Below are 21,372 nucleotides of genomic sequence, written 5' to 3'. Positions count from 1 at the left end.
TCAACACCGCTGCACCAGAACAACGCCGCGCGCTCCCCCGTCCGGCACAAAAGGAGACTGCGACATGCCATCCGGCCAGCTCGACTTCATCCCCGCCGTCGGTACGGCGGATTTCACCCCGCGCCAGGCGCGCCTGCTGACGCTGGCCAACCGCCTCGGCCGCGAACGCTTCGCGGCGCGCGCGTCCACCTGGGACCGCGAGGCCAGCTTCCCGTTCGCCAACTATGACGACCTGCGCGACGCCGGGCTGCTGGCGCTGTGCGTGCCGGAGGCCTTTGGCGGCGAAGGCGCGGACTTTGCCACCTACTGCATGGTGGGCGCGGAGATCGGGCGCTTCTGCGGCGCGACCGCGCTCACGTACAACATGCATATCTGCTCGACCATGTGGACCGGCATGCTGTCCGATGGCATCGACATGACCCCGGAGCAGCGCGCCGAACACGAGGCCCGGCGCGCGCTGCATTTCGCACGCGTGGTGCGCGACGGCGCGGTCTACGCGCAGCCGTTCTCCGAAGGCTCGGCCGCCGCGGCGGGCAAGGCGCCGTTCGGCACCACCGCACGCAAGGTCGAGGGCGGGTGGGTGCTGAACGGGCGCAAGATCTTTGCCTCGCTGTCGGGCGCCGCCGACTACTACGGTATCCTCTGCACCGAAGACCGCGGCGACCACCATCCCGACATGCGCGACACGCTCTATATCGCGGTGCCGGGCAAGGCGGACGGCCTGACCGTGACCGGCGAATGGGACCCGATGGGCATGCGCGGCACGGTCTCGCGCACGCTGCTGCTCAAGGACGTGTTCGTGCCCGACCACGAGCAGCTGATGCCGCGCGGCGTCTACTACCGCGCCGCGCAGACCTGGCCGGCGATGTTCTTCACGCTGTCGCCGACCTACCTGGGCGTGGCGCAGGCGGCGTACGACTTCACCGTGCAGTACCTGCGCGGGGAGGTGCCGGGCCAGCCGCCGGTCAAGCGCCGCATGTATCCGACCAAGCAGATCGCGGTGGCGCAGATGCGCATCCAGCTGGAATCGATGCGCTCGCTCTTCTGGCGCGCGATCCATGAGGCAAAGCCCAACCCGTCCAAGGACGAGCGGCTGCGCCTGTACGCCGCGCACTACACGGTGATGGAAGGCGCCAACGATATCGCGCGGCTGGCGATACGCACCTGCGGCGGCCAGTCGATGCTCAAGGACCTGCCGCTGGAGCGGCTCTACCGCGACTCGCGCTGCGGCGCGCTGATGCTGCCCTGGACCGCCGAGCTGATCCTCGACCGGATGGGCCGCGAAACGCTGTATGAAGCCGGCGAGCGCGACGAATGAGCGCCACCCCGCGTCCCGGCGCCGCCGGGCTTGGCGCGCTGCCGGCCATGCTGTATGGCCATGCCGCGGCAACGCCGCAGTGCCCCGCGCTGCACTACCTCGGACAGGCCTTCTCCTACGGCAAGCTATGGCGGCGAGTGGAGCGTGCCAGCGCGCATCTTGCTGCGACGTGGGACGTCCGTCCCGGCGACCGCGTCGGCACGCTATGCCTGAACCACGAGTTGCAGCTGGTGCTGCTGTTCGCCTGCGCGCGGGTGGGTGCGATGTTCGTACCGCTGAACTACCGGCTCGCCGCGGCAGAGCTGCAGGCAATCGCCACGCATGCGCAACTGGCGCTGCTGTTCCACGACGACGCGCACGCCGCGCTGGCACAGGAAGCCTGCGCCAGCGGCTGCCGGCTGGCGCATCTCGATCGCGTGCTCGACCATCCCTCGCCCTACGGCATCGACTTCCCTAACGTGCCGGACGATGCGCCGCTGCTGCTGGCCTACACCTCCGGCACCACCGGCAAGCCCAAGGGCGCGGTGCACACCCAGGCCGGCCTGCTGGCCAATGCGCGCGCCAGCTGGTGGGCCCATGGCATGACGCCGGACGACCACGTGCTGTCGGTGCTGCCGATGTTCCACGTCGGTGGCCTGTGCATCCAGACGCTGCCGGCCTTGCTGGCCGGCGCGCAGGTCACGCTGCACGACCGCTTCGCGCCGGGCGCATGGCTGGATGCGGTGGCGCAGGCGCGGCCGAGCCTGGCGCTGATGGTGCCTGCCACGCTGCGCGCGGTGCTGGCGCATCCCAGCTGGCCGGATGCGGATCTGTCGTCGCTGCGCGGCGTGATGGCCGGCTCGTCGACCATCCCGCTGTCGTACATCGAGGCTTTCCATGCGCACGGCGTGCCGCTCGGGCAGGTCTACGGCGCCACCGAAACCGGCCCGGTGTCGGTGGTGCTGAAGCTGGAAGACGCCATGGCGCGTCCCGGCTACGCCGGCTGGCCGCAGCCGGAGGCTGAAGTCCGCCTCGCCGGCCCGGACGGCGCCGAGGTGCCGCCGGGCGAGGTCGGCGAGCTGTGGGTAAGCGGCGCCAACGTGATGGCCGGCTACTGGGGCCAGCCTGACAATGGCCTGCCCGGCGGCTGGTTCCATTCCGGCGACCTGGCGCACCGCGACGCCGACGGCTGCATCGAGGTGGTCGGGCGCAGCAAGGACATGATCATCTCCGGCGGCGAGAACATCTACCCGGCCGAGATCGAAAACGTGCTGGTCGGCCTGCCTGGCGTGCAGGAATGTGCGGTGGTGGGGGTGGCCGACGCGCGCTGGGGCGAGGTGCCGGTGGCGGTGATCGTGCCGGCGCCGGGCGCGCCGCGTGACACGCTGGCGCCCGGGCCGGTGCGCGAGGCGCTGGCCGCGCGCATCGCCCGCTTCAAGCTGCCGCGCGAGGTGCTGCTGCTGGACGACCTGCCGCGCAGCGCGCTGGGCAAGGTGCTCAAGCCGCGGCTGCGGGCGATGCTGGAGGCCCGGCGCCAGCCTGGCTGAATCCACTGCAAGGGCGCCGATCTGCGCTTATGCTTGAGGCCGTGACACGACACCACACAAGGGAGCGGCGCAAATGGAACATGAATTTGAAACCGCCACGCTGGGCGGCGGGTGCTTCTGGTGCCTGGAGGCGGTCTACCAGCAGGTCAAGGGCGTGGTGGCGGTGGAGTCCGGCTATACCGGCGGCTATGTGGATCACCCGACCTACCAGCAGGTGTGCGAGGGCAATACCGGCCACGCCGAGGTGGTGCGCGTGACCTTCGACCCGTCGGTGATCAACTTCCGCGAGATCGTTGAGATCTTCTTCGCCATCCACGACCCGACCACGCCCGACCGGCAGGGTAACGACGTCGGGCCCCAGTACCGCTCGGTGATCTTCACGCATTCGGAAGCGCAGCGCGCCACCGCCGAATACGTGATGCGCCAGCTCACCACGGCCAAGGTCTTCGACGCGCCGATCGTGACCCAGGTTGAGCCCGAGCAGCCGTACTGGCGCGCCGAGGAAGGCCACCAGAACTACTTCCAGGACAATCCGAGCCAGGGCTACTGCGCCTTCGTGATCTCGCCCAAGCTGGCCAAGTTCCGCAAGCAGTTCGCCAGCAAGCTGCGCGTGTAAGGACGGGCTAACGCGGCGCCGCGTCCAGCCGTGCGGCGATGGCCTCGGCCAGCCGCACGCAACTGATCGGGGCGCAGCCTTCGGCGTTGTTGCTGACGATGACGATGGCGGGCTGGCCGGCGCGCAGCGTGCGCACGACCACGTCGGCGATGGCGTGGCGCGTGCCGGGATCGTCGTCGACGATGCGGTCGAAGGGCGCATAAAGCTTTTCAGCATATGCGTACGGGCGGCCCGCATGCAGCATCCAGCGCAGCACCAGCGGGCCCGGCGTCTCCTCATCCATCAGCGCCTGCGCCGCGGCCTGGCGCGGCACCGGCGGCAGCCGGTCGCGCGCCGCCAGGCAGAAGCGCGCGCCGTGGCGGCGCAGCAGCCGGATATAGCGCGGCGTCAGCAGCGCCGGGTCGCGCAGTTCCACCGTGTAGCAGGCGTGCGGCGTGAGCGATGGATCCAGCGGCGGCAGCGCACCCAGGAAGGCGTCGAGCCGCTCCAGGAACACCGCGCTGTCCGCGAGCGCGCCCATCGGCGACAGCTGGAACAGCAGCGGCCCGCACTTGCTGCCCAGGCCGCTGGTGGCCGGCGTGATGAAATCGCGCACAGCGATCTCCGCATCCAGGAACGCCGTATTGGCCAGCCGGCCGGCGCCGTCCGAGCCGCGCAGCCAGGCATCGCAGACGCCGGCCGGCGCCTTGACCAGGAAGCGGAAGCCGTCAGGCACCTGCGCCGCGTAGGACAGGTAGTCCGCCAGCGGGATCGGGCCATAGAAGCCGCGGTCGATGCCGGCAGCGTGCAGCAGCGGATGGCGCGAATACGCGGCCAGTCCCTTGCGCGACAGCAGGCTGTCGCCGTACTCGCCGTCATAGACCATGCCGTTCCAGCCGGGGTAGGCCCAGGAGGATGTGCCGAAGTACAGGTTCGTCGGCAGCCGCGCGGCCAGCGCCTGCAGCGCGTCGTCCGCGCGCGTGGGCTGCACGCTCTGGGCGCGCGCGGGTTTGCCGGAGGGGGTGGGCGAAGCGGGCCGTTCCTGCTGAGCGGGCACGGCGGGCAGGGGCAGCCCGCCAAACAGATCTTCAGTCAATCGCGAGGGGCGCCGTCAGTCATTGCGGCCGATGGGTTGGTCGTAGATGTAGTGGCGTGACCACGGCAGCGTGCCGGAGGGCAGCTTGGCCTTGTGGCAGACCACCTGGTAGATCGACATCTTGTCGGTCTCGAAGGCGTGCGCGCAACCGGCAAGGTAGACACGCCAGATCCGGTATTTCTTCTCGCCGACCAGGCTGAGGATGGTCTCGCCCTGGGCTTCGAAATTCTCCGCCCAGTGGCGCAGCGTCTGCGCGTAATGGCGGCGCAGCAACTCGACGTCATACGCTTCCAGCCCGCCTTTCTCCAGCGTGCTCAATACCAGCCCGATATGCGGCAGTTCGCCCTGCGGGAACACGTAGCGGCCCATGAATTCGGCGCCGTCCATCGGCGTCTCGCCGTTGTCCGGGTCGGGCGAGGTGATGCCATGGTTCATCGCATAGCCGTCGTCGGCCAGCAGCTCGCGCATGCGCGCGAAGTACCCGGTGAGGTTGTCCTTGCCCACGTGCTCGAACATGCCGACGCTGGTGATGCGGTCGAAGGTGCCGGCGGTGTCGCGGTAGTCCTGCAGCCGGATCTCGATGCGGTCCGACAGGCCCGCAGCCCTGACGCGCTCGGTGGCCAGGTCGAACTGGTTCTGCGACAGCGTGATGCCCACGCAGCGCGCACCGAACTTCTGCGCGGCGCGCAGCACCAGCGCGCCCCAGCCGCAGCCGATGTCGAGCAGCGTCTGGCCCGGCTGCAGCCGGATCTTGGTCAGGATGTGGTCGATCTTTTTGAGTTGCGCGGTCGCCAGGTCCTCGTCGCCGTTCTCGAAGTAGGCGCAGGAGTAGACCATGTTGGGGTCGAGCCAGAGCTTGTAGAAGTCGTTGGAGACGTCGTAGTGGTACTGGATCGACTCCTTGTCTTTCTGCTTGGTGTGCGAGAAATGCTGCGCCACCTTGGCCAGCGCGCCGCCGGCGTGGCGCGTGGCTGCGGCCGACAAGCCGTAGCCGACCTTGATGATGTCCGCCAGCCTGCCCTCGAAGTCGATCTTGCCCTGAACGTACGCTTCGCCCAGGTTGTCCAGGCTAGGTGTCAGCAGCAGCGGCAGCGCCGCGGCCTCGCGCACCGTCAGCGTGACTTCCGGCTTGTCGAAATGCCCGAGCGGGTATTCCGTGCCATTCCACAGGCGCAAGCTGACCGGCAGGTTGGCATTTTCACGCAGGTCAGCGATCCAGTTGTCGAGTTGCTTTTCCAGGGCTTGCTTGAAAAACATGCGCTTTACCTCCCGATGGGTTGCGGCACACGCTTCGCACGACGCATCGGGCAAGGCTGGTACTGCCTGCTTCACCGGACTAGCCTTGCCCAGGTCCGTCGCGAGCGCTTGCGAAAAAGTCACCAAGCGACGCCAGTCTCACTTTAGTCGAATTCCGCATCCTGTGCAGCGCACTGCTCCGAAGGCTCCGGCACAGAGCCTTGCGTGTGCATCCGGGCACTTGCGCCAGCCTCTTCAGGGCGACAGGCGCACGATCTGCCAGCTACCGGCCGGCTGGACCCGGTAGGCGATGCGGTCGTGCAGGCGCGAGGGGCGTCCCTGCCAGAACTCCAGCGCCGTGGGCACCAGGCGGTAGCCGCCCCAGTGCGGCGGGCGCGGCGGGTTCTCGCCGAACTTGCTGCGGTATTCCAGTTCGCGCTGCTCGAGCACGTCGCGGCCGGGCACTTCGCGGCTCTGTTCAGAGGCCCACGCGCCCACGCGCGAGCCGAGCGGGCGCGAGGCGAAATAGGCATCGCTCTCGTCGTCGGAAACCTTCTCGACGTAGCCTTCGACGCGCACCTGGCGCTCCAGCTGCACCCAGTGGAACAGTAGTGCGGCGCGCGGGTTGGCGGCCAGGTCCAGGCCCTTGCGGCTTTCGTAGTTGGTAAAGAAGGTGAAGCCACGGTCGTCGATACCCTTGAGCAGCACGATGCGCGCTGACGGCTGGCCCGTGGCGTCCACGGTGGCCAGCGTCATGGCATTGGGTTCGGGCAGCTTGGCCGTGACCGCCTCGTCGAACCAGCGCTTGAACTGGCTCAGCGGATCGGGGGCCACGTCGGTTTCGGACAGCGAGCCCAGGACATAGGTACGGCGAAGGTCGGCGAGTTGAGTCATGTCGCAATCATCAGGAAATCGGTCGGGATGCGCGGTGCGCCCGGGGGCGGGGGCCGCAGGTCCGGCTGATTTGAGTATAGCGAATGCGTCGGGAGTCGCATTTGTGTGGCGACAAGGCGCGGCGCACGCACCACCCTGCGTGCGTGGCGCATGGTGTACGTAACTCAGGCCGGCGGCGGCAGCGCCTTGCGCCCCTGGCGGCGCGAATAGTAGCCGGCCGCGCCCATCGCACCCGCCATCGACAGGAAGATCGGCAGCATCCCGAGCGCCGTGCCGACCACGCCGAAGGTCAGCGGCCACACCACCTGGCTGGTATTGAGCACCGCCGAGCGCAGTCCCAGCGCCTCGCCGGCGCGGCCGTGCGGCGAGGCCCGGTGCAGCAGATTCATGACATTGGGCTGCGCACTGCCGAGTGCCAGGCCCAGCACGAAGGCCAGCCCGCACATCAGCCAGAAATGCGCGACGAAGGGGTAGACCAGGTAGGCCAGCGCGCCCACCAGCAGCGCGGTGCGGATGATCTTCCACTCCGAAAGCCGGCGCGACACCATCGGCATTGCCACGCGGATGGCGAAGGTGGCAATGGCAAACGCGCCCAGTACCCAGCCGATCGAAGACGGCGACAGGCCGATGCGCGAGCCCTGGATCGGGATCAGGAAGGCGTGCAGGTCCCACGCCGCCGACAGCACCGCACTGGCGACGAAGACCGCGCGCAGCTCGGGATGCTGCAGCAGGTCCAGCGTGGAATGGCGGCTGCCGTCTTCGATGGCGATGCGCCCGGCGTTGCCGCCGTGCGCCGGCAGCCGCGGGCGCACCCATTGCAGGCCGGCCTGGCCGACCAGCGCCACCGCCACCAGCACCATGAAGGCGGGGCGGAAGCCCGCGTGCTCGATCACATAGCCCATCGCCACCGGCCCGAGCGTGCCCGAGACCGACAGCCCGAGCGCATGCCAGGTGTAGTTGCGCAGCCGCGTCTCATTGGTGGAGACCAGGCCGATCAGCAGCTGCATCGCCACCTGGACCAGCATGAAGCCCACGCCGATCAGCGCGCACGACAGGTACAGCGCGCCGATGTCATGCCAGACCGCCGGCAGCAGCGTGCCCGTCACCACCATCAGCGAGCCCGCGGTCATCGGCTTGCGCGGGCCGATCTCGTCGATGCGCTTGCCGGCGCGGATCGCCAGCAGCATCGGCAACAGCGCATACAGCGACATCAGCACGCCGAGCGTGACGGTGGAAGCCTTGAGGGAAATTGCGAACAGCGACACCACCACGCGGCTGGCGTTGTAGGCCACGTGGTTGCACACCGTCAGCGCGATCAGCCAGGTGATCGGCGGGACGGCGGCGTGCGGCAGCGACATGGCGGGGGCGGGCGAGTGGCGTCGTGTGGCCGCGCTCGTGGCGGCCGGCGGCCGTGCCGAGGCGGGAAAACAAGGGCGGCCGGAGCCGCGCCTTCCGAAGGATGCAGACGGGCGAGCCCGCACCGCATCCGATGCTTGCCATTGCTTAAGTTTCTTGTAAATGGCCGTTTAATTATGCGCCTGGCGCGGGCGGGGCACAACGGCAAAGTGCGGCAGGATGACGCAGGGGCGCAACGTGTTGCGAATTTGCTTCAGACAACCTTGATGACATTTCATGGCCGCCGGGGCATTGCGGCCATCGCTGGCGGCTGGTCGCAACGCCGCAGGGGATGGCAGGGATGGCAGGGGGTCAGCCGCCCTTGTGCAACGCATCGCTGTCCGTGCGCGCCGGCGCGCGCTGGTCAGCCGCACGCGCGGGCTTGCCCGGCTGGGCCGCGGCTTCGGCCGGCGTGCCCGGCGTGGCGCCCGGGGCCGGCTGGCCGGCGACCGCGCTGGCAGCCTTCGGATCCTTGTAGGTCTTGCCCGGCGGCGGCGCGGTCGGGCGCTTGCGCAGTTCGGCCAGCAGTTTGGCGCACTGGGTGTTCTCGCTGCCGGGCGAGATGTCCAGCAGCGGCAGCACCGCGGTCGCCACCGGCGCCAGCAGCGCCAGCGACAGCGCGCCGCCGGCGCGCAGCGCCAGCACGCCGATGTCCGGGCTCACGGTCGGCTTTTTCATGGTGCCGCCCACGTACAGCGGCGAGCGCAGCGAGAACACACGCAGCCCCTTGGAGTCGGGGTGGATGGTCAGCGCCAGCCGTTCATCGCGCAGGTCGATGCCGCCGGTGGTCTCGATCACCGCATCCTGGGTATCTAGCACGAAGGTGCGCGCCCGCGCGATGCCGTCGGTAAACGCAAAATCGCTGACGCCACAGTGGATCTGCACTGGCTTGTCGCCGAACAGCTTGGAAATCACCAGGCTGCCCACGTTCAGGCCGATGGCTTCGAGCAGGAACTTGCTGACGGTGCCGTTCTCGACCAGCAGCCGCGCCTCGCCGTTGGACGAGCCCAGCAGCGCCGCCACCGAATTGCCGGTGGCCGACAGCTTGGCCTTGCCATTGAGTTCGCCGATGCTGGCGCGCATCAGGTCGAAGGTTGGGAACAGCTGCTTGAGCTTCATGTGGCGCGCGGTCATGTCGATCATCGCCCCCATCGGCTCGCGCTTGCCGTCCAGCCGCACGGTCGACACCAGGTTGCCGCCGGCGACGCCGAAGTTGAGCGGGTCGAGCAGCAGCACGCCGTCCTGCAGCTTCAGGTGGGTGACCAGGTCCGTGATCGGCAGCTCGGCGTCGCGGATGATGCGCTTGCCGGTGAAATGCACGTCGGCGTCGATCTCGTCCCAGCGCTCAGTGCGGAACGGCGCCACCGGCAGCACCTTGGCGGGCGGCTGCGTCACCGGGCTGTCCTTGGCCGGCCGGCCCGGCTTGGCGTCGGCGCCGATCAGCGGCGCGAGGTCGACGAAGCGCAGCTGGTTGGACACCAGGCTGCCGGCCAGCAGCGGGCGTGGGTCGCGCTTGGTGAAGGTCAGCGTGCCGGACAGGTCGCTGCCGCCGACGCGGCCGGTGAACTTCTGGTACTCGTAGATCGAGCCTTCCTTGCGCAGCGTCGCCATCAGCCGGCCGCGGGTCTGGTACGGCGGCGTCGACGGCAGCACCACGCCGGTCAGCGCATAGAGCTTGGACATGCTGTCGCCGGTCAGCGTCAGGTGCATATCGAGCGCGGCCAGGTGGGCGGGATTGGTGACCGTGCCTTCGATCACCGCGCGCGTGGTGCCCACGCGCACGTCGGCCAGGATCGGGAAGGGCACGTCGGTATTGCGCAGGCTCAGCACCGTGCCGGCCTTGCCGGTGGCGTTGATGGTGGCGTCGTTGTAGCGGCCGGTGGCTTGCCAGCGCACCCCGTAGCGGCCGTTGGCGCCCTTGGCCGTGGCTGCCGGGGTGGAAGCGCCAGGCGCCGAGGCCGGCGGCGCGGAAGCTGCCGCCACCGCGCTGGCGGGCGGCCCGGGCGGCACCGCGGACGCCTCGGGCGCGACCAGCGCGCCGTCGCGGGCCTTGTCGTACAGTGCGCTGTCGCCGATGGTGTCGAGCTCGGCCTGCAGCTCGATCTTCTTGAACTGGTCCGACAGCGCCAGGTTGCCGCGCGCCAGCACCACCTCGCCGATATCCAGCTCCCATGCGGAGGGGCTTTTCTTGGGGCCGAACTCAAGGGTCCAGTTGTTGCGGGCGTCCTCCAGGCGCTCCAGCCACACCGCCGGGCTGTCGACGACGATGGTGGGCACCGCGATCTGGTGCGCCAGCAGCGGTATCGGGCGCAGCACGAAGATCAGCTCGCGCACGGTGGCGAGATTGGGCTGCTTGGCCCAGTCGGGATTGCCGATGGTGATGTCGCGCGCCGCCAGCCGCGGCCACGGCACCAGCGTATGCCAGCCTCTTTCGCCCTCGCCGCGGCGCCAGGTCACGGTCAGGTCGCCGTTGATGGCAAAGGGGCGGCCGATGGCCTCGGAGACGCGGTCGTTGAGCCAGGGCTTGAGTCGGTTCCAGTCGAAGGTCAGGATCACGACCACCAGCAGCGCGATCAGCGCGATCGGTGTCAGGACACTCCACAGAACGACCTTGCGGCGCACGGGCATGAGGCGGGCTCCAGTCTGGCGGGCGCGGGCCCGGAGCTGCCGACCGGCACGCGGGGCGGCGAACGGACCACTGCACGTCTATTGTATAGTTGCGCGCTTCCCGTCTTTGTCGGGGATTGGCTGACATCGCCGCCGGAGAATGCCGGATTTTTGCGCCGGATTTTTGCGGCGGATTGAGCGCGGCGGCATGCCCGCGCGACGCGTCCGCCAGCCCTTCGAACCGAATTCCAGCATGAACGATGCCGCACACGACCTGGCTAGCCTGCCCGAGCCGCTGACCCACGAAAGCCCGGCCGATGACGACTACCATCGCCGCTTTGGCGGCGTGGCGCGGCTCTACGGCGCCGCCGGGCTGGCGCGGCTGGAGGCGGCGCATGTTTGCGTGATCGGCATCGGCGGTGTCGGCAGCTGGGCCGCCGAGGCGCTGGCGCGCAACGCGGTCGGCCGCATCACGCTGATCGACCTCGACCATATCGCGCTGTCCAACACCAACCGCCAGATCCACGCGCTGGGCGACGCCTACGGCCTCGCCAAGGTCGAGGCCATGGCCGAGCGCATCATCGCCATCAACCCGCGCTGCCGGGTGACACAGGTCGATGACTTCGTCACCCCGGACAACGTGCCCGAGTTGCTCGGCGCCGGCTATGACTACGTGATCGACGCCATCGACTCGGTCCGCGTCAAGACCGAGATGCTGGGCTGGGCGCGGCGCCAGGGCGTGCCGGTGATCACCTGCGGCGGCGCCGGCGGCCAGCTCGATCCCACCCGCGTGCGCATCGACGACCTGGCGCGCACGATCCAGGATCCGCTGCTGTCCAAGGTGCGCGCCAACCTGCGCAAGCAGTGGGGCTTTACCCGCGACCCGAAGAAGAAGTTCGGCATCGCCGCGGTGTATTCCGACGAGCCGCTGCAGTATCCCGAGCCGGAGCAGCAGGCGTGCGAGATCGACGAGGCGCCGCCGCCCGAAGGGAAGTCTACTGCGCACGGCCCGCAGGGGCTGGCCTGCGCGGGCTTCGGCTCGTCGGTGGCGGTGACGGCGGTGTTCGGCTTCGTGGCGGCGTCAGCAGTGATCGGGGAGATCGCGCGCGGCTGAAGGGCTCAGGCGCTCATGCAGGCGCTCATTCAGGCGCTCAGTGCGCGCAGCAGCCCGTCGAGCTCGGCTTCGCCCGGGGCGAGATTGTCGAAGAAGATCAGTTCCGGGTATTCCGCCGCGGTCGGCATGAAGCGCCGCGTGCGGTAGGCCTCCCAGTGGTGCAGCTTGTAGGCATCGTTGGGATTGCCGCGCTTGATGATGCGCGCATGCGCCTCGTCTTCCAGCAGGTGGACCCACACGATGCGCACCGTGGTGCCGTCGGGCACGTGCAGCCAGTCCGGATCGTGCAGCAGGTGGGCGCGCACTTCGCGCGACAGCGGGCCGATCACCAGCACGCTGATGCCCAGCATCAGGTTCTCGCGCGCGGTATCGAGCAGCCCCTGGTATTCCGGGTCGCGCAGGTTGTCCAGGTAGGCCGGGCTGTCGCGGTCGTTGGGATCGCCGGTGATGGCGGCCATCGCCGCGGCGCTGTAGCGGCCGTACAGGGTGTCCTTGTCGAGCAGGCAGAAGGGCTCGCCGGTGGCCTGCATCAGCGGGCCGATCAGGCGGTGGGCGAGGGTGGTCTTGCCAGTGCCGGCATGGCCGCAGAAGAAGATCAGTCGTGGCATGGGATCCTGGGGTGGCGGGCGGGGCGCATAGCCCACAGCATACCGCCCGGCTTGCGCGAGATCAGGTCCGGGCCGCGGCGATTGGGTATCCTTGCCGTTTTTCCTACGTTTGCAGCCGATCCCATGGACGCCAAAGACCAGCTTTCCTCCGCCGGCCTCCCGGACCACCTCCACCTGGGCGAGCCGGTCACCGATGCCACCCATGCCGAATTCGTGCAGCTGCTGGCGGCCGTGGCCAGCGCCGACGACGCCGGCTTCCTGGCGGCGATGGACGAGTGGATCGACCACACCCGCCATCATTTCGCGCAGGAAGAACAGTGGATGGAAGCGATGGGCTTCGGCCCGCGCCATTGCCACGCGGGCGAGCACCAGCAGGTGCTGGCCGTGGCCGTCGCGGTGCGCGACAAGGTGCACACCGATGCCGAGTTCGGGCTGGGTCGGCGCCTGGTTGCCGAGCTGTCAGGCTGGTTCGACCATCACGTCAAGTCGATGGACGCGATGATGGTCGAACATATGCGCGAGAACGGCTTTACGCTGGTCGAGGGGCCGGCCACCACGGCCTGAGCGTGAGCCCGGCAGCGTTCAGAGCGGCCGCGCCGCGTCGCGGTCGATCACCACGAAATACTTGCGCACCGGCTCCAGCACCTGGAACAGCCCGGTAAAGCCGGCCGGGATCACGCAGGCGTCGCCCGGGCCGAACTCGCTGGCCTGGCCGGCCTCGTCGCTGATGCGGATGCGGCCGCTGATCACGTGGAAGAACTCTTCCTTGCCGGCCGGGAAGGCAATGCGCCACGCGCCCGGCTCGCAAGCCCAGATGCCGCAATCGAAATCGCCATGCTGCGCGCTGTAGTGCGTCCAGGTAGTGCGGTCGGGGTTACCTGACACCAGCCGGTCTTCGCGCGGGCGGTCGTGGGTCGGGGCGGGGTCGGTCTTGAAATCGATCAGGCGGGGAGCGGGCATGGCGGGGACGTAAAAAAACTGGCGGGTCTGAGCCCGCCAGTTTACCGCGCCAGGGACGTAGCCCTGCCGCTCAGTTCAGCGACGTGCTGAGCTGGCGGCGCCAGTGCGATACCACCTCGGGCCGGTCGGCCAGCATCTCGAATACCGACAACATGGTCTTGCGGCCGATATCGTCCTCATAGCCGCGATCGGTGCGCACGATCTCCAGCAACTGCTCCAGCGCCGGCTCGTACTGCTGGCGCGCGATCAGCAGCCGCGCCAGGTCCAGCCGCGCCGCCAGGTCGCGCGGGTCGGCGTCGATCCGGCGCGTGAGGGTGGCCTGGTCGGGCAGGCCGGACAAGTTTTCCATCGCTTCCATACGCGTGCGCAACGCGGCGTAAGCGTCCAGCTGCGCGGCGCGCGGCGGCAGCGCTTCGAACTGCGCCTTGGCCTCGTCGATCGCATTGCCGTCCAGCAGGAAGGCGATATAGGCCAGCCGTGCCGTGTCGGCCGCTTCCGGGTCGAGCGCGATGGCTTCCGCGAACTTGGCCTCGGCGCCGGCGCGGTCGCCTGCGGCGGCCAGCTCCTGCGCCTCGTACAGCGCCAGCTGGGCGGGCTTGGGCATCAGCCGGCCCAGGAATTCGCGCAGGCCGGATTCCGGCAGCACGCCGATGAACTGGTCCACCGCCTGGCCTTCGGCGATCGCCACCACATGCGGGATGCTGCGCACGCCGAAGTGTGCGGCCAGGTCCTGGTTCTCGTCGACATTGACCTTGACCAGCTTCCACTGGCCGTCGGCCTCGGCTTCGAGCCGTTCCAGCATCGGGCCCAGCGTGCGACACGGGCCGCACCAGGGCGCCCAGAAATCGACCAGCACGGGCGCGTGGCGCGAGGCGTCGATCACTTCGGTTTCGAAATTCTGCAAGGTGACGTCGCTCATGGGGTATCCCGGTGAGGAAAAAGGGGCGCGAGCAACCCGGCGATACCGGGCCGCCCGGAAGAGGCATTCGATAGCCCTATTGTGAGGGCAAAGGCGCCGAATGCAACCGCTCGCCCCAATTACTGCCGGACGAGGTTCGGGAAAGCCTGCGGTTGAAAATAGAACGATCGTTCGGTTATAGTCCTTGACCATACCGACAGACCCGGTCCCGAGACCGACGCACAGGAGACGTTCCATGCAGACCCCAGCCCGCCCGCATTTCCAGTTCTGGCCGAAGCGCCTGCCGACCGCTATCGTGCTGCCCGAGACGTCGCTCTGGTACAACCTGGAAGTGTCGGCGCGCCGCTACGCCGACAAGGCGGCGATCCGCTACTTCGGCAACGCGGTCACCTTCCGCGAGCTGGAGGCGCAGGCCACCGCGCTTGCGGGCTGGCTGCAGCAGAAGGCCGGCGTGACGAAGGGCGACCGGGTGCTGCTGTACATGCAGAACTGCCCGCAGTTCATCGTCAGCTACTACGCCATCCTGCGTGCCGACGCGGTGGTGGTGCCAGTCAACCCGATGAACCGCGCCGAGGAATTCAAGCACTACGTCACCGATGCACAGGCGCGCGTGGCGATCTGCACGGCGGACCTTGCAGCGGGCGTCGAACAGGCCGTGTCCGAACTGGCGCCGGCCGAGCGCCTCCAGCACCTGCTGGTGACGCAGTACGCCGACGCGCTGCCGCCCACGCATGTGCATCCGGAAGACGCCCCGCCGGCCTGGCTGACCACGCCGCACCCGCTGCCCGCGGGCGCTACCGCGTGGACCGAGGCGCTTGGCGCCGGCCTGCTGCCCGGCCCGCACATTGCCGGGCCGGATGACATGGCGGTGATGCCCTACACTTCCGGCACCACCGGCTTCCCCAAGGGCTGCATCCATACGCATCGCTCAGTGATGCACAACATCGTCGGCGGCGCGACCTGGTCGGGCTCGGGCGCCGAGTCCGTGATCCTGTCGGTGCTGCCGCTGTTCCACGTTACCGGCATGCAGTACGGCATGAACGGGCCGATCTACAGCGGCGCTACCGTGGTGATGCTGCCGCGCTGGGATCGCGAGGTGGCCGGCCGCCTGATCTCGCGCTACCAGGTCACGCACTGGACCAATATCCCGACCATGGTGATCGATTTCCTGGCAAGCCCCAACCTGGCGCAGTTCGACCTGTCGAGCCTGCGCTATATCGGCGGTGGCGGTGCGGCCATGCCGCAGGCCGTGGCCGAGCGGCTGCGCGAGCAGTTCGGGCTCAGCTACCTGGAAGGCTACGGCCTGTCCGAGACCATGGCGCCGACGCACGGCAACCCGTCGGACCGGCCCAAGCTGCAGTGCCTGGGCGTGCCGACCTTCAACACCGATGCGCGCGTAATCGACCCGGTCACGCTCAAGGAACTGCCGCCCAACGCGATCGGCGAGATCATCGTCAGCGGCCCGCAGGTGTTCAAGGGCTACTGGGGCAAGGAAGACGCCACGCGCGACGCCTTTATCGAGTTCGAGGGCAAGACCTTCTTCCGCACCGGCGACCTGGGCCGCATGGATGAAGAGGGCTATTACTTCATCACCGACCGCCTCAAGCGCATGATCAATGCGTCGGGCTTCAAGGTCTGGCCGGCCGAGGTGGAGAACCTGCTGTACAAGCACCCCGACGTGCAGGAGGCCTGCATCATCGGCACGCGCGACCCGTACCGCGGCGAGACGGTCAAGGCGGTGGTGGTGCTGCGCGCGCATGCCAAGGGCAAGACCACGCCGGAAGCGATCATCGAATGGGCCAAGGAGAATATGGCCGCGTACAAGTATCCGCGCGTGGTGGAGTTCGTGGACGCGCTGCCGAAGTCGGGCACCGGCAAGGTGATGTGGCGGCATCTGCAGGAAAGCGAGAATGCGCGCAATGCGCAAGGGGAGAAGCCGGCGGCTTGAGGAAGTAGTAAAAGGAAGCCAACGGTTTTGGGTGCGCCAAGGCCGCCCGAGCTAGCCTAAGCAAGGTGTTCTCCCTCTCCCGCATGCGGGAGAGGGGTGCCTGCTGCGCGCGGCATCGCGAGACCTCAATGCCCCCGCACCCGCATCAGCATCTTCACCATCGTCTTATACCCCCGCTCCCGCGCATGGCGCGTCGGCGTCACGCCTTCGCGGTCAGCCAGGTTGGCATCCGCACCCGCATCCAGCAGCAACTGCACCGTCTCCTCATAACGCGCGCTGCCATCGCCCAGCACCACCGCCTCCAGCAGTGCAGTCCAGCCCAGGTCGTTGACATGGTCGATCGCAACGCCAGCCTTCAGCAGCAGCTTCACCACCTCCACATGCCCGTGCTGGCTGGCGGCGATCAGCGCGGTACCGTGATAGCGGTCGGTGCTGGCAAGGTCGGCGCCATGCGCCAGCGCTAGCTGCACCATCTCGGGCTGCCCCGTGGCGGCGGCCAGCAGGAAGGGACTGTTGGCGTCGGCGTCCTTGCAATTGACATCGGCACCGGCCAGGAGCAGCATGCGCGCGACCTCGAGATGCCGGTTCTGCACCGCCGCCAGCAGCGCGCTGCGCCCGCGTTCGTCAATCGCGCGCGCCGTCGCACCCGCGGCCAGCAGGCGCGCCACCATGTCCTGGTCGCCGATCCCGGCGGCCGTGATCAGGTTGCGGTCCAGTGCGCTGATGCCGTCGCTGTGCACCGGCGCGCGTGCAGTGGTATTGCGCGGCGGGCGCGCCGCGCCGGGCTGGCTGGCCGCGCCGCCGGCGGGGCGGGCCAGGGTCTGGCTGCCCTGGGCCGCCAGCAGCCCACCGCCCACCAGCATGCCCATTAGCCCCAGCAGCTCATTGAGGGCCTGTCTGCGGGTGCGGGCGGCGGGGCGCATCATGGCGGCTGCTCCTGGGCTCAGACGGTTTCGCGTGATGTGGCCGGCAAGGGCGGCGGCGCGACATCCTCGGCCTCGGCGCAGTCTGCGGGGTGCGTCGAGCGTTCCGCATCGGCGGCGTCGCCGGCCTGCAGCTGCCGCCACAACCGCCCGAGATAGGGATCGTCGACGCCGTTGGTGGCCAGCCCCAGCAGGGTTTGCTGCAGGTACTCGCGCGCCGGACCGTACAGCCCGGCGGCATGGCGCAGGCGTTCGACCACGTCGGCATCCGGCAGCCGGCCGGCGTAGGCCTCGTGCGCCCGGTTCATGACGAAGGCGAGGGCGCGCTGTTCGGGACCGTCGCCGGTGCGGATGCGCAGCCAGCGCGGATGGTAGGCGCCGGTCAGCATCTCGCGCCGCCACAGCACGCGAAACTCCTGCTCGACCACGTGGCTGGGGATGCGGAACACCATGCCGTGGCAGCAGCCGCCGCGGTCCAGGCCGAGCACCAGCCCCGGGTTGTCCCAGGTGCCGCGGTTGATGCGGGAATAGAGATAGAAGCCGCGGTGATAGCCATGCACCGTCGCGCGCCGGCGGTCGGTGTGCACCACCATCGGGTTCCAGATCAGGGAGCCGTAGCCGAATACCCAGACATCACCGCCGAGCGCGGGATCGTCCGGCCGGCACGCCAGGGTGTCGCAGAGGGACTGCTCGAGCACGTCTTCGGGCAGCAGCGAGGACGCGACCGGCGTACTGCACAGCGAGGTGCGCAGCCGGTCGGATTCGAGGTCCTGTCGCGTGATGGCCATGGTGCAAGCATAAATCAAAGCCGCGCCACGGGCAGGTGGGGGAAATGACATAAGTGCCAGTTTTTCTCGGAATTACCTGAGCAACCGGCGTGGGTGTGGGCGCCTGACAACGGTTCTCGCGGCGTGCCGCCTGTGCCACGCGCGCGGGCGCGGTCTGGCGCACGCTTGTCCGCGATCAGGCGCCCGCGATTCGCTCGCCCGCGGGGCGGCCATGTCTTTACAATGGGAGCCTCAACCTGACCAAGAGGAACCTGCGATGGCGCGTACGCTTACGGTGGTGTTCGGCAGCGGCAAGGAATATGACTTCACGATCGGCACGGACGAGCTTGCCGCGGTCAGCGAGGATGCCGCGTGGCGCTGGTTCGACCATGAGTACACCGAGCTGGACTGCCAGGCGTCGAGCCCGGTCGGCAAGGTGCTGGTGATCGACAAGATCCTGAATGTCGCCAAGTTCTCGGGAGAAGCCCGCTTCTCCGGCGATCCTGCCTGGGCGCAGGACTATGCGCGCCATGCGGCGCGGCTGCTGGACCGCGACAAGGTCCGCGTCGATGTCGGCAACGCCGCCATCGGGTTCTGAGGCGCGGAGGGCGCCTGACAGCTTGCGATTCGCTTCCTCGTCGTCCCCGCGCCAGCGGGGACGACAGCCAGGCCTTTAGACGGCCAGCAATTCCACTTCAAACAGCAGCGTCGCGTTCGGCGGGATCACGCCGCCGGCGCCGCGCGCACCGTAGCCCAGGTCGGCCGGGATCACCAGGCGGCGCACGCCGCCGACCTTCATGCCCTCCACGCCTTCGTCCCAGCCGCGGATCACATGGCCGGCGCCCAGCGGGAACACGAACGGGTCGTTGCGGTCCTTGCTCGAGTCGAACTTGCGGCCGGCCTGGCCGTTCTCGTACAGCCAGCCGGTGTAGTGCACGGTAACGTGCTTGCCGGCGGTGGCTTCGGCGCCGGAGCCGACGGTGGTGTCTTCGTATTGCAGGCCAGAGGGCGTGGTTTGCATGGCGTATTTCCTTCCGATGGGAAAAGACGGGGTTGGGGAATGCAGCGCTGAGGCCGCGTTCAGGCTTGGGCGCGCTGGAGCACGTCCAGCCGCAGTTGCACGTTGTGGTCGTCGTCGGCGACCCAGATATCGCCGTCCTGGATCGTCACCGACAGGCGCATCGCGCGCTGCGCCAGCGCGGCCAGCGCTTCGACCGCTTCCGTCGGGACATTGTAGACGGTGACGTTGCGCAGCTTGCCGGCCTTGCCCGCCATGCCCTTCCACCATTCACGCGCGCTCGGGCCGTTGTAGGTGTAGACGTTCACACGCTCGGCGCGGGCGGCGGCGCGCTTCAGGCGCGCTTCATCGGGCTGGCCCAGTTCGACCCAGTTGGCGATGTCGCCGGTCAGGTGCTTGTCCCACAGGTCGGGCTCGTCCGGCTCGTCCAGGCCGCGCGTGAAGGCCAGCGTCTCGGTGGCTTCGCAGGCGAAGGCCAGCAGGCGCACCATCATGCGCGCGTCGTTCTCGGACGGATGCTGGGCGATGGTCAGGCTGTGGCTGCCGTAGTAGGGCCGGTCCATGTCGGACACGGCCAGTTCGGCTTTGAAGATGGTGGATTTAAGCGCCATGAAGTGAAGTGAGCAGCAGGCGCCCCGGCGCGGGAGGGCGGCGCGGGAGACGCAAAAGGCCGCATCATACGCGATTCGATGGTGGGGCCGTGCGCATGGCGGCGCAGGGAACGTGGGCAAGGCGGCACAGCGGGCGTTCCGCCGCGCGCCGCACGTATCAGCGCTTGCGGTATTCCTTCAGGTAGAAGCGCAGCAGCGCCGACAGCAGCAGCGTGGCCAGGAAGGCCGCCGCCACCACTAGCGCCTGTCCGGCGGGGGTGTCCAGCTGGCCGGCCATCCCGAGGCGGAACAGCCACGTGCCGACCATCATCACCAGGAACGGCATCAACAGCGCGCCGCGGCCGTAGGTGCGCACCGCCCACAGCGGGAAACGGCGCAGGAAGTCGCCGGGGATGCTGCAGGCCAGGCAGGCGCCGGCAGCCGCCAGCGCGGCGGCCACGATGTCGCCGGATGTGATCTCGAACATGTTCTCTGTCTCGCGTCGCCGCACACGCAGGCGCGCGTGGCAGGGAATTGGCAAAGCGCTGATTCTACAAGAGAAGTTCGTGCCGAAGGTGACGCTTCGGGGACGCTTCGGGTTATTGCGCGGGGCTGCCCGCGGGCGATGCCTCGACCGCCACTTGCAGCGTGATGGTGTCACCCACATCGGGCAGGAAGCGGGTTATGCCGAAGGCACTGCGCGCCACTTCGGCGCGGAAGTCGCCGCCGCAGGCCTGGCGGCTGACGCCGAACAGCGTGACCTCGCCACAGCGGAAGCGCTCGGCCTGCAAACGCAGCGGCTGCGTCACGCCGTGCACGGTCAGTTCACCCTCGACCGCGATCAGCCGGCCGCCCTCGACGATAAAGCGCTGCGCGCGCACTCGCGCCACTGGAAACTGGGCGACATCGAAGAATTGTGCGGAACGCAGCACACCGTCTAGCGTGCGATTGCCGGTGTCGACCGAGGCCAGGTCGACGGTCACGTCGAACGCGCCGGCGCCGCTGTCGGCGTCATAGAGGATGCGCCCGTCGATCTTGCCGAAGCGCCCGCGCACCGAGCTGCGTTCGAAATGGCTGGCGGCGAAATAGACGGTGGTGTGGGCCGGGTCGATGGTGTATTCGACCGGCGCGGCCTGTGCGCCCAGGGCACAGGACATGGCGACGGCAAGGGCCAGCGTGCGTACGGTCATGGTTCAGTAGAAGAAGACCGGCAGCAGGAAGATCCCCACCACCGACAGGTACCCGATGGTCCAGCACAGCGTACGCAGCGTGGCGCGGTCGGCCAGGTAGCACACCGTGTAGAGGATGCGGGCGATGATGAAGACCACCGACAGTTCGTCGATGCGGGCCTGCGGCGCCTCCAGGTAACTGGCGGCCAGCACGGCCACGGCAAAGAACGGGAAGGCCTCGAAGTGGTTGCGGTGCGCCATGTCAGCGCGGCGTGCGCGGCCGGTCTGGCGGTCCAGCCAGCCGCGTGGGTCATGGTTGTCAAAGCCCGGCGCGCTGGACTTGGCGATCGCCACTGTCACCAGCGGCAGCACGCCGGCCAGCAGTACGCACCAGAACGCGATCGGCATGGTCCCAGTCCTTTCGGTTGCTACGCCGGCGCGCTTGCGATGGCCGGCCCGGCCCGTGCGGTCAGGCGGCGACCACGCGGATCTCGATACCCGCCAGGCCCACCACCTGCCCGGCGCGAATCTTCGCAGTCTTGCGCGATTCGGGCGCGCCGTCCACCGAGACCTCGCCCGCGGCGACCAGCGCCTTGCCGGCGCCGCCGCTGTCGCACACGCCCGCCAGCTTGAGCAGGTCATTGAGGGCGATGAACTCGCCCTCGAGCGGGAAGGTAATGGTCTGCATG

23 protein-coding genes are annotated in these 21,372 nt (G+C 68.7%); 7 read left to right on the top strand and 16 right to left on the bottom strand.

Annotation, left to right across the window (positions count from 1 at the left end; genetic code table 11):
* Positions 1 to 64 precede the first annotated feature (64 nt).
* The 3 genes from K307_RS41420 to msrA all read left to right on the top strand — a co-directional run bounded on the left by K307_RS41420 (position 65) and on the right by msrA (position 3,460).
* On the top strand, positions 65 to 1,318 hold the full coding sequence (locus tag K307_RS41420; protein ID WP_042886809.1) for an acyl-CoA dehydrogenase family protein: 1,254 nt from the start codon (positions 65 to 67) through the stop codon (positions 1,316 to 1,318).
* A complete protein-coding gene (locus K307_RS41415) occupies positions 1,315 to 2,844 on the top strand; it encodes a class I adenylate-forming enzyme family protein (RefSeq protein ID WP_051975410.1) in 1,530 nt (509 codons plus the stop codon). The genes K307_RS41420 and K307_RS41415 overlap by 4 nt, the downstream gene beginning before the upstream one ends.
* Before the next feature lie 73 nt (positions 2,845 to 2,917).
* Positions 2,918 to 3,460 (top strand): peptide-methionine (S)-S-oxide reductase MsrA, encoded by a 543-nt coding sequence (gene msrA, locus K307_RS41410; protein ID WP_042886808.1) that lies wholly within the window; start codon positions 2,918 to 2,920, stop codon positions 3,458 to 3,460.
* A 7-nt stretch (positions 3,461 to 3,467) separates the two neighbouring features.
* Here msrA and K307_RS41405 read toward each other — a convergent pair whose 3' ends face one another.
* The 5 genes from K307_RS41405 to K307_RS41385 all read right to left on the bottom strand — a co-directional run bounded on the left by K307_RS41405 (position 3,468) and on the right by K307_RS41385 (position 10,688).
* A complete protein-coding gene (locus tag K307_RS41405) occupies positions 3,468 to 4,535 on the bottom strand; it encodes a DUF72 domain-containing protein (RefSeq protein ID WP_042886807.1) in 1,068 nt (355 codons plus the stop codon).
* A 15-nt stretch (positions 4,536 to 4,550) separates the two neighbouring features.
* On the bottom strand, positions 4,551 to 5,792 hold the full coding sequence (locus K307_RS41400; protein ID WP_042886806.1) for an SAM-dependent methyltransferase: 1,242 nt from the start codon (positions 5,790 to 5,792) through the stop codon (positions 4,551 to 4,553).
* A 234-nt stretch (positions 5,793 to 6,026) separates the two neighbouring features.
* Entirely contained in the window at positions 6,027 to 6,665 is a 639-nt protein-coding gene (gene pdxH / locus K307_RS41395; RefSeq protein ID WP_042886804.1) for a pyridoxamine 5'-phosphate oxidase, read from the bottom strand.
* A gap of 164 nt (positions 6,666 to 6,829) precedes the next feature.
* Positions 6,830 to 8,023 (bottom strand): MFS transporter, encoded by a 1,194-nt coding sequence (locus K307_RS41390; RefSeq protein WP_042886803.1) that lies wholly within the window; start codon positions 8,021 to 8,023, stop codon positions 6,830 to 6,832.
* A gap of 349 nt (positions 8,024 to 8,372) precedes the next feature.
* Positions 8,373 to 10,688, bottom strand: coding sequence for an AsmA family protein (locus K307_RS41385; protein WP_042886802.1), 2,316 nt, complete (start codon positions 10,686 to 10,688; stop codon positions 8,373 to 8,375).
* A gap of 232 nt (positions 10,689 to 10,920) precedes the next feature.
* Between K307_RS41385 and tcdA the strand changes: the two genes are divergently transcribed.
* The gene (gene tcdA, locus K307_RS41380) at positions 10,921 to 11,781 is read left to right on the top strand and encodes a tRNA cyclic N6-threonylcarbamoyladenosine(37) synthase TcdA (protein WP_080745455.1); all 861 of its coding nucleotides are present in this window, start codon (positions 10,921 to 10,923) and stop codon (positions 11,779 to 11,781) included.
* A gap of 29 nt (positions 11,782 to 11,810) precedes the next feature.
* Here the strand turns inward: tcdA and K307_RS41375 are convergent, their stop codons facing one another.
* On the bottom strand, positions 11,811 to 12,389 hold the full coding sequence (locus K307_RS41375; protein WP_042886801.1) for an AAA family ATPase: 579 nt from the start codon (positions 12,387 to 12,389) through the stop codon (positions 11,811 to 11,813).
* A 123-nt stretch (positions 12,390 to 12,512) separates the two neighbouring features.
* Here K307_RS41375 and K307_RS41370 point away from each other — a divergent pair, with 123 nt between their 5' ends.
* Positions 12,513 to 12,953, top strand: coding sequence for a bacteriohemerythrin (locus K307_RS41370; protein WP_042886800.1), 441 nt, complete (start codon positions 12,513 to 12,515; stop codon positions 12,951 to 12,953).
* Positions 12,954 to 12,971: 18 nt separating this feature from the next.
* Here K307_RS41370 and K307_RS41365 read toward each other — a convergent pair whose 3' ends face one another.
* Both K307_RS41365 and trxA read right to left on the bottom strand, forming a co-directional pair.
* The gene (locus K307_RS41365; RefSeq protein ID WP_042886799.1) at positions 12,972 to 13,349 is read right to left on the bottom strand and encodes a cupin domain-containing protein; all 378 of its coding nucleotides are present in this window, start codon (positions 13,347 to 13,349) and stop codon (positions 12,972 to 12,974) included.
* A gap of 70 nt (positions 13,350 to 13,419) precedes the next feature.
* Positions 13,420 to 14,268 carry a thioredoxin gene (trxA, locus tag K307_RS41360; RefSeq protein WP_042886798.1) on the bottom strand — a complete coding sequence of 283 codons (849 nt, stop codon included), beginning with the start codon at positions 14,266 to 14,268 and terminating at the stop codon, positions 13,420 to 13,422.
* A gap of 235 nt (positions 14,269 to 14,503) precedes the next feature.
* On the opposite strand from trxA, the gene K307_RS41355 reads away from it, so the two are divergent.
* Positions 14,504 to 16,216, top strand: coding sequence for a long-chain fatty acid--CoA ligase (locus K307_RS41355; protein ID WP_042886797.1), 1,713 nt, complete (start codon positions 14,504 to 14,506; stop codon positions 16,214 to 16,216).
* A 125-nt stretch (positions 16,217 to 16,341) separates the two neighbouring features.
* Here the strand turns inward: K307_RS41355 and K307_RS41350 are convergent, their stop codons facing one another.
* Positions 16,342 to 17,142: an ankyrin repeat domain-containing protein gene (locus tag K307_RS41350; RefSeq protein ID WP_080745393.1), complete on the bottom strand. Its 801-nt coding sequence runs from the start codon at positions 17,140 to 17,142 to the stop codon at positions 16,342 to 16,344.
* Positions 17,143 to 17,159: 17 nt separating this feature from the next.
* Entirely contained in the window at positions 17,160 to 17,927 is a 768-nt protein-coding gene (locus tag K307_RS41345; RefSeq protein ID WP_042886796.1) for a gamma-glutamylcyclotransferase, read from the bottom strand.
* A 256-nt stretch (positions 17,928 to 18,183) separates the two neighbouring features.
* Here K307_RS41345 and K307_RS41340 point away from each other — a divergent pair, with 256 nt between their 5' ends.
* Positions 18,184 to 18,504 carry a hypothetical protein gene (locus K307_RS41340; RefSeq protein WP_042886795.1) on the top strand — a complete coding sequence of 107 codons (321 nt, stop codon included), beginning with the start codon at positions 18,184 to 18,186 and terminating at the stop codon, positions 18,502 to 18,504.
* A 75-nt stretch (positions 18,505 to 18,579) separates the two neighbouring features.
* Here K307_RS41340 and K307_RS41335 read toward each other — a convergent pair whose 3' ends face one another.
* The 6 genes from K307_RS41335 to K307_RS41310 all read right to left on the bottom strand — a co-directional run bounded on the left by K307_RS41335 (position 18,580) and on the right by K307_RS41310 (position 21,371).
* The gene (locus tag K307_RS41335; RefSeq protein WP_042886794.1) at positions 18,580 to 18,927 is read right to left on the bottom strand and encodes an FKBP-type peptidyl-prolyl cis-trans isomerase; all 348 of its coding nucleotides are present in this window, start codon (positions 18,925 to 18,927) and stop codon (positions 18,580 to 18,582) included.
* Between the two features lie 59 nt (positions 18,928 to 18,986).
* Positions 18,987 to 19,535, bottom strand: coding sequence for a YaeQ family protein (locus K307_RS41330; protein ID WP_042886793.1), 549 nt, complete (start codon positions 19,533 to 19,535; stop codon positions 18,987 to 18,989).
* A gap of 157 nt (positions 19,536 to 19,692) precedes the next feature.
* Positions 19,693 to 20,001: a hypothetical protein gene (locus K307_RS41325; RefSeq protein ID WP_042886792.1), complete on the bottom strand. Its 309-nt coding sequence runs from the start codon at positions 19,999 to 20,001 to the stop codon at positions 19,693 to 19,695.
* Positions 20,002 to 20,113: 112 nt separating this feature from the next.
* Positions 20,114 to 20,704: a YceI family protein gene (locus tag K307_RS41320; protein ID WP_051975409.1), complete on the bottom strand. Its 591-nt coding sequence runs from the start codon at positions 20,702 to 20,704 to the stop codon at positions 20,114 to 20,116.
* Positions 20,705 to 20,707: 3 nt separating this feature from the next.
* Positions 20,708 to 21,091: an MAPEG family protein gene (locus tag K307_RS41315; protein WP_042886791.1), complete on the bottom strand. Its 384-nt coding sequence runs from the start codon at positions 21,089 to 21,091 to the stop codon at positions 20,708 to 20,710.
* 61 nt (positions 21,092 to 21,152) lie between these two features.
* A complete protein-coding gene (locus K307_RS41310) occupies positions 21,153 to 21,371 on the bottom strand; it encodes an RNA-binding S4 domain-containing protein (RefSeq protein ID WP_042888086.1) in 219 nt (72 codons plus the stop codon).
* Position 21,372: the final 1 nt, after the last annotated feature.

The organism is Cupriavidus necator A5-1, from assembly GCF_000744095.1.
In the GTDB taxonomy this organism is placed as follows: Bacteria; Pseudomonadota; Gammaproteobacteria; order Burkholderiales; family Burkholderiaceae; genus Cupriavidus; species Cupriavidus necator_A.
This window is presented reverse-complemented; position numbering and strand designations above follow the sequence as displayed.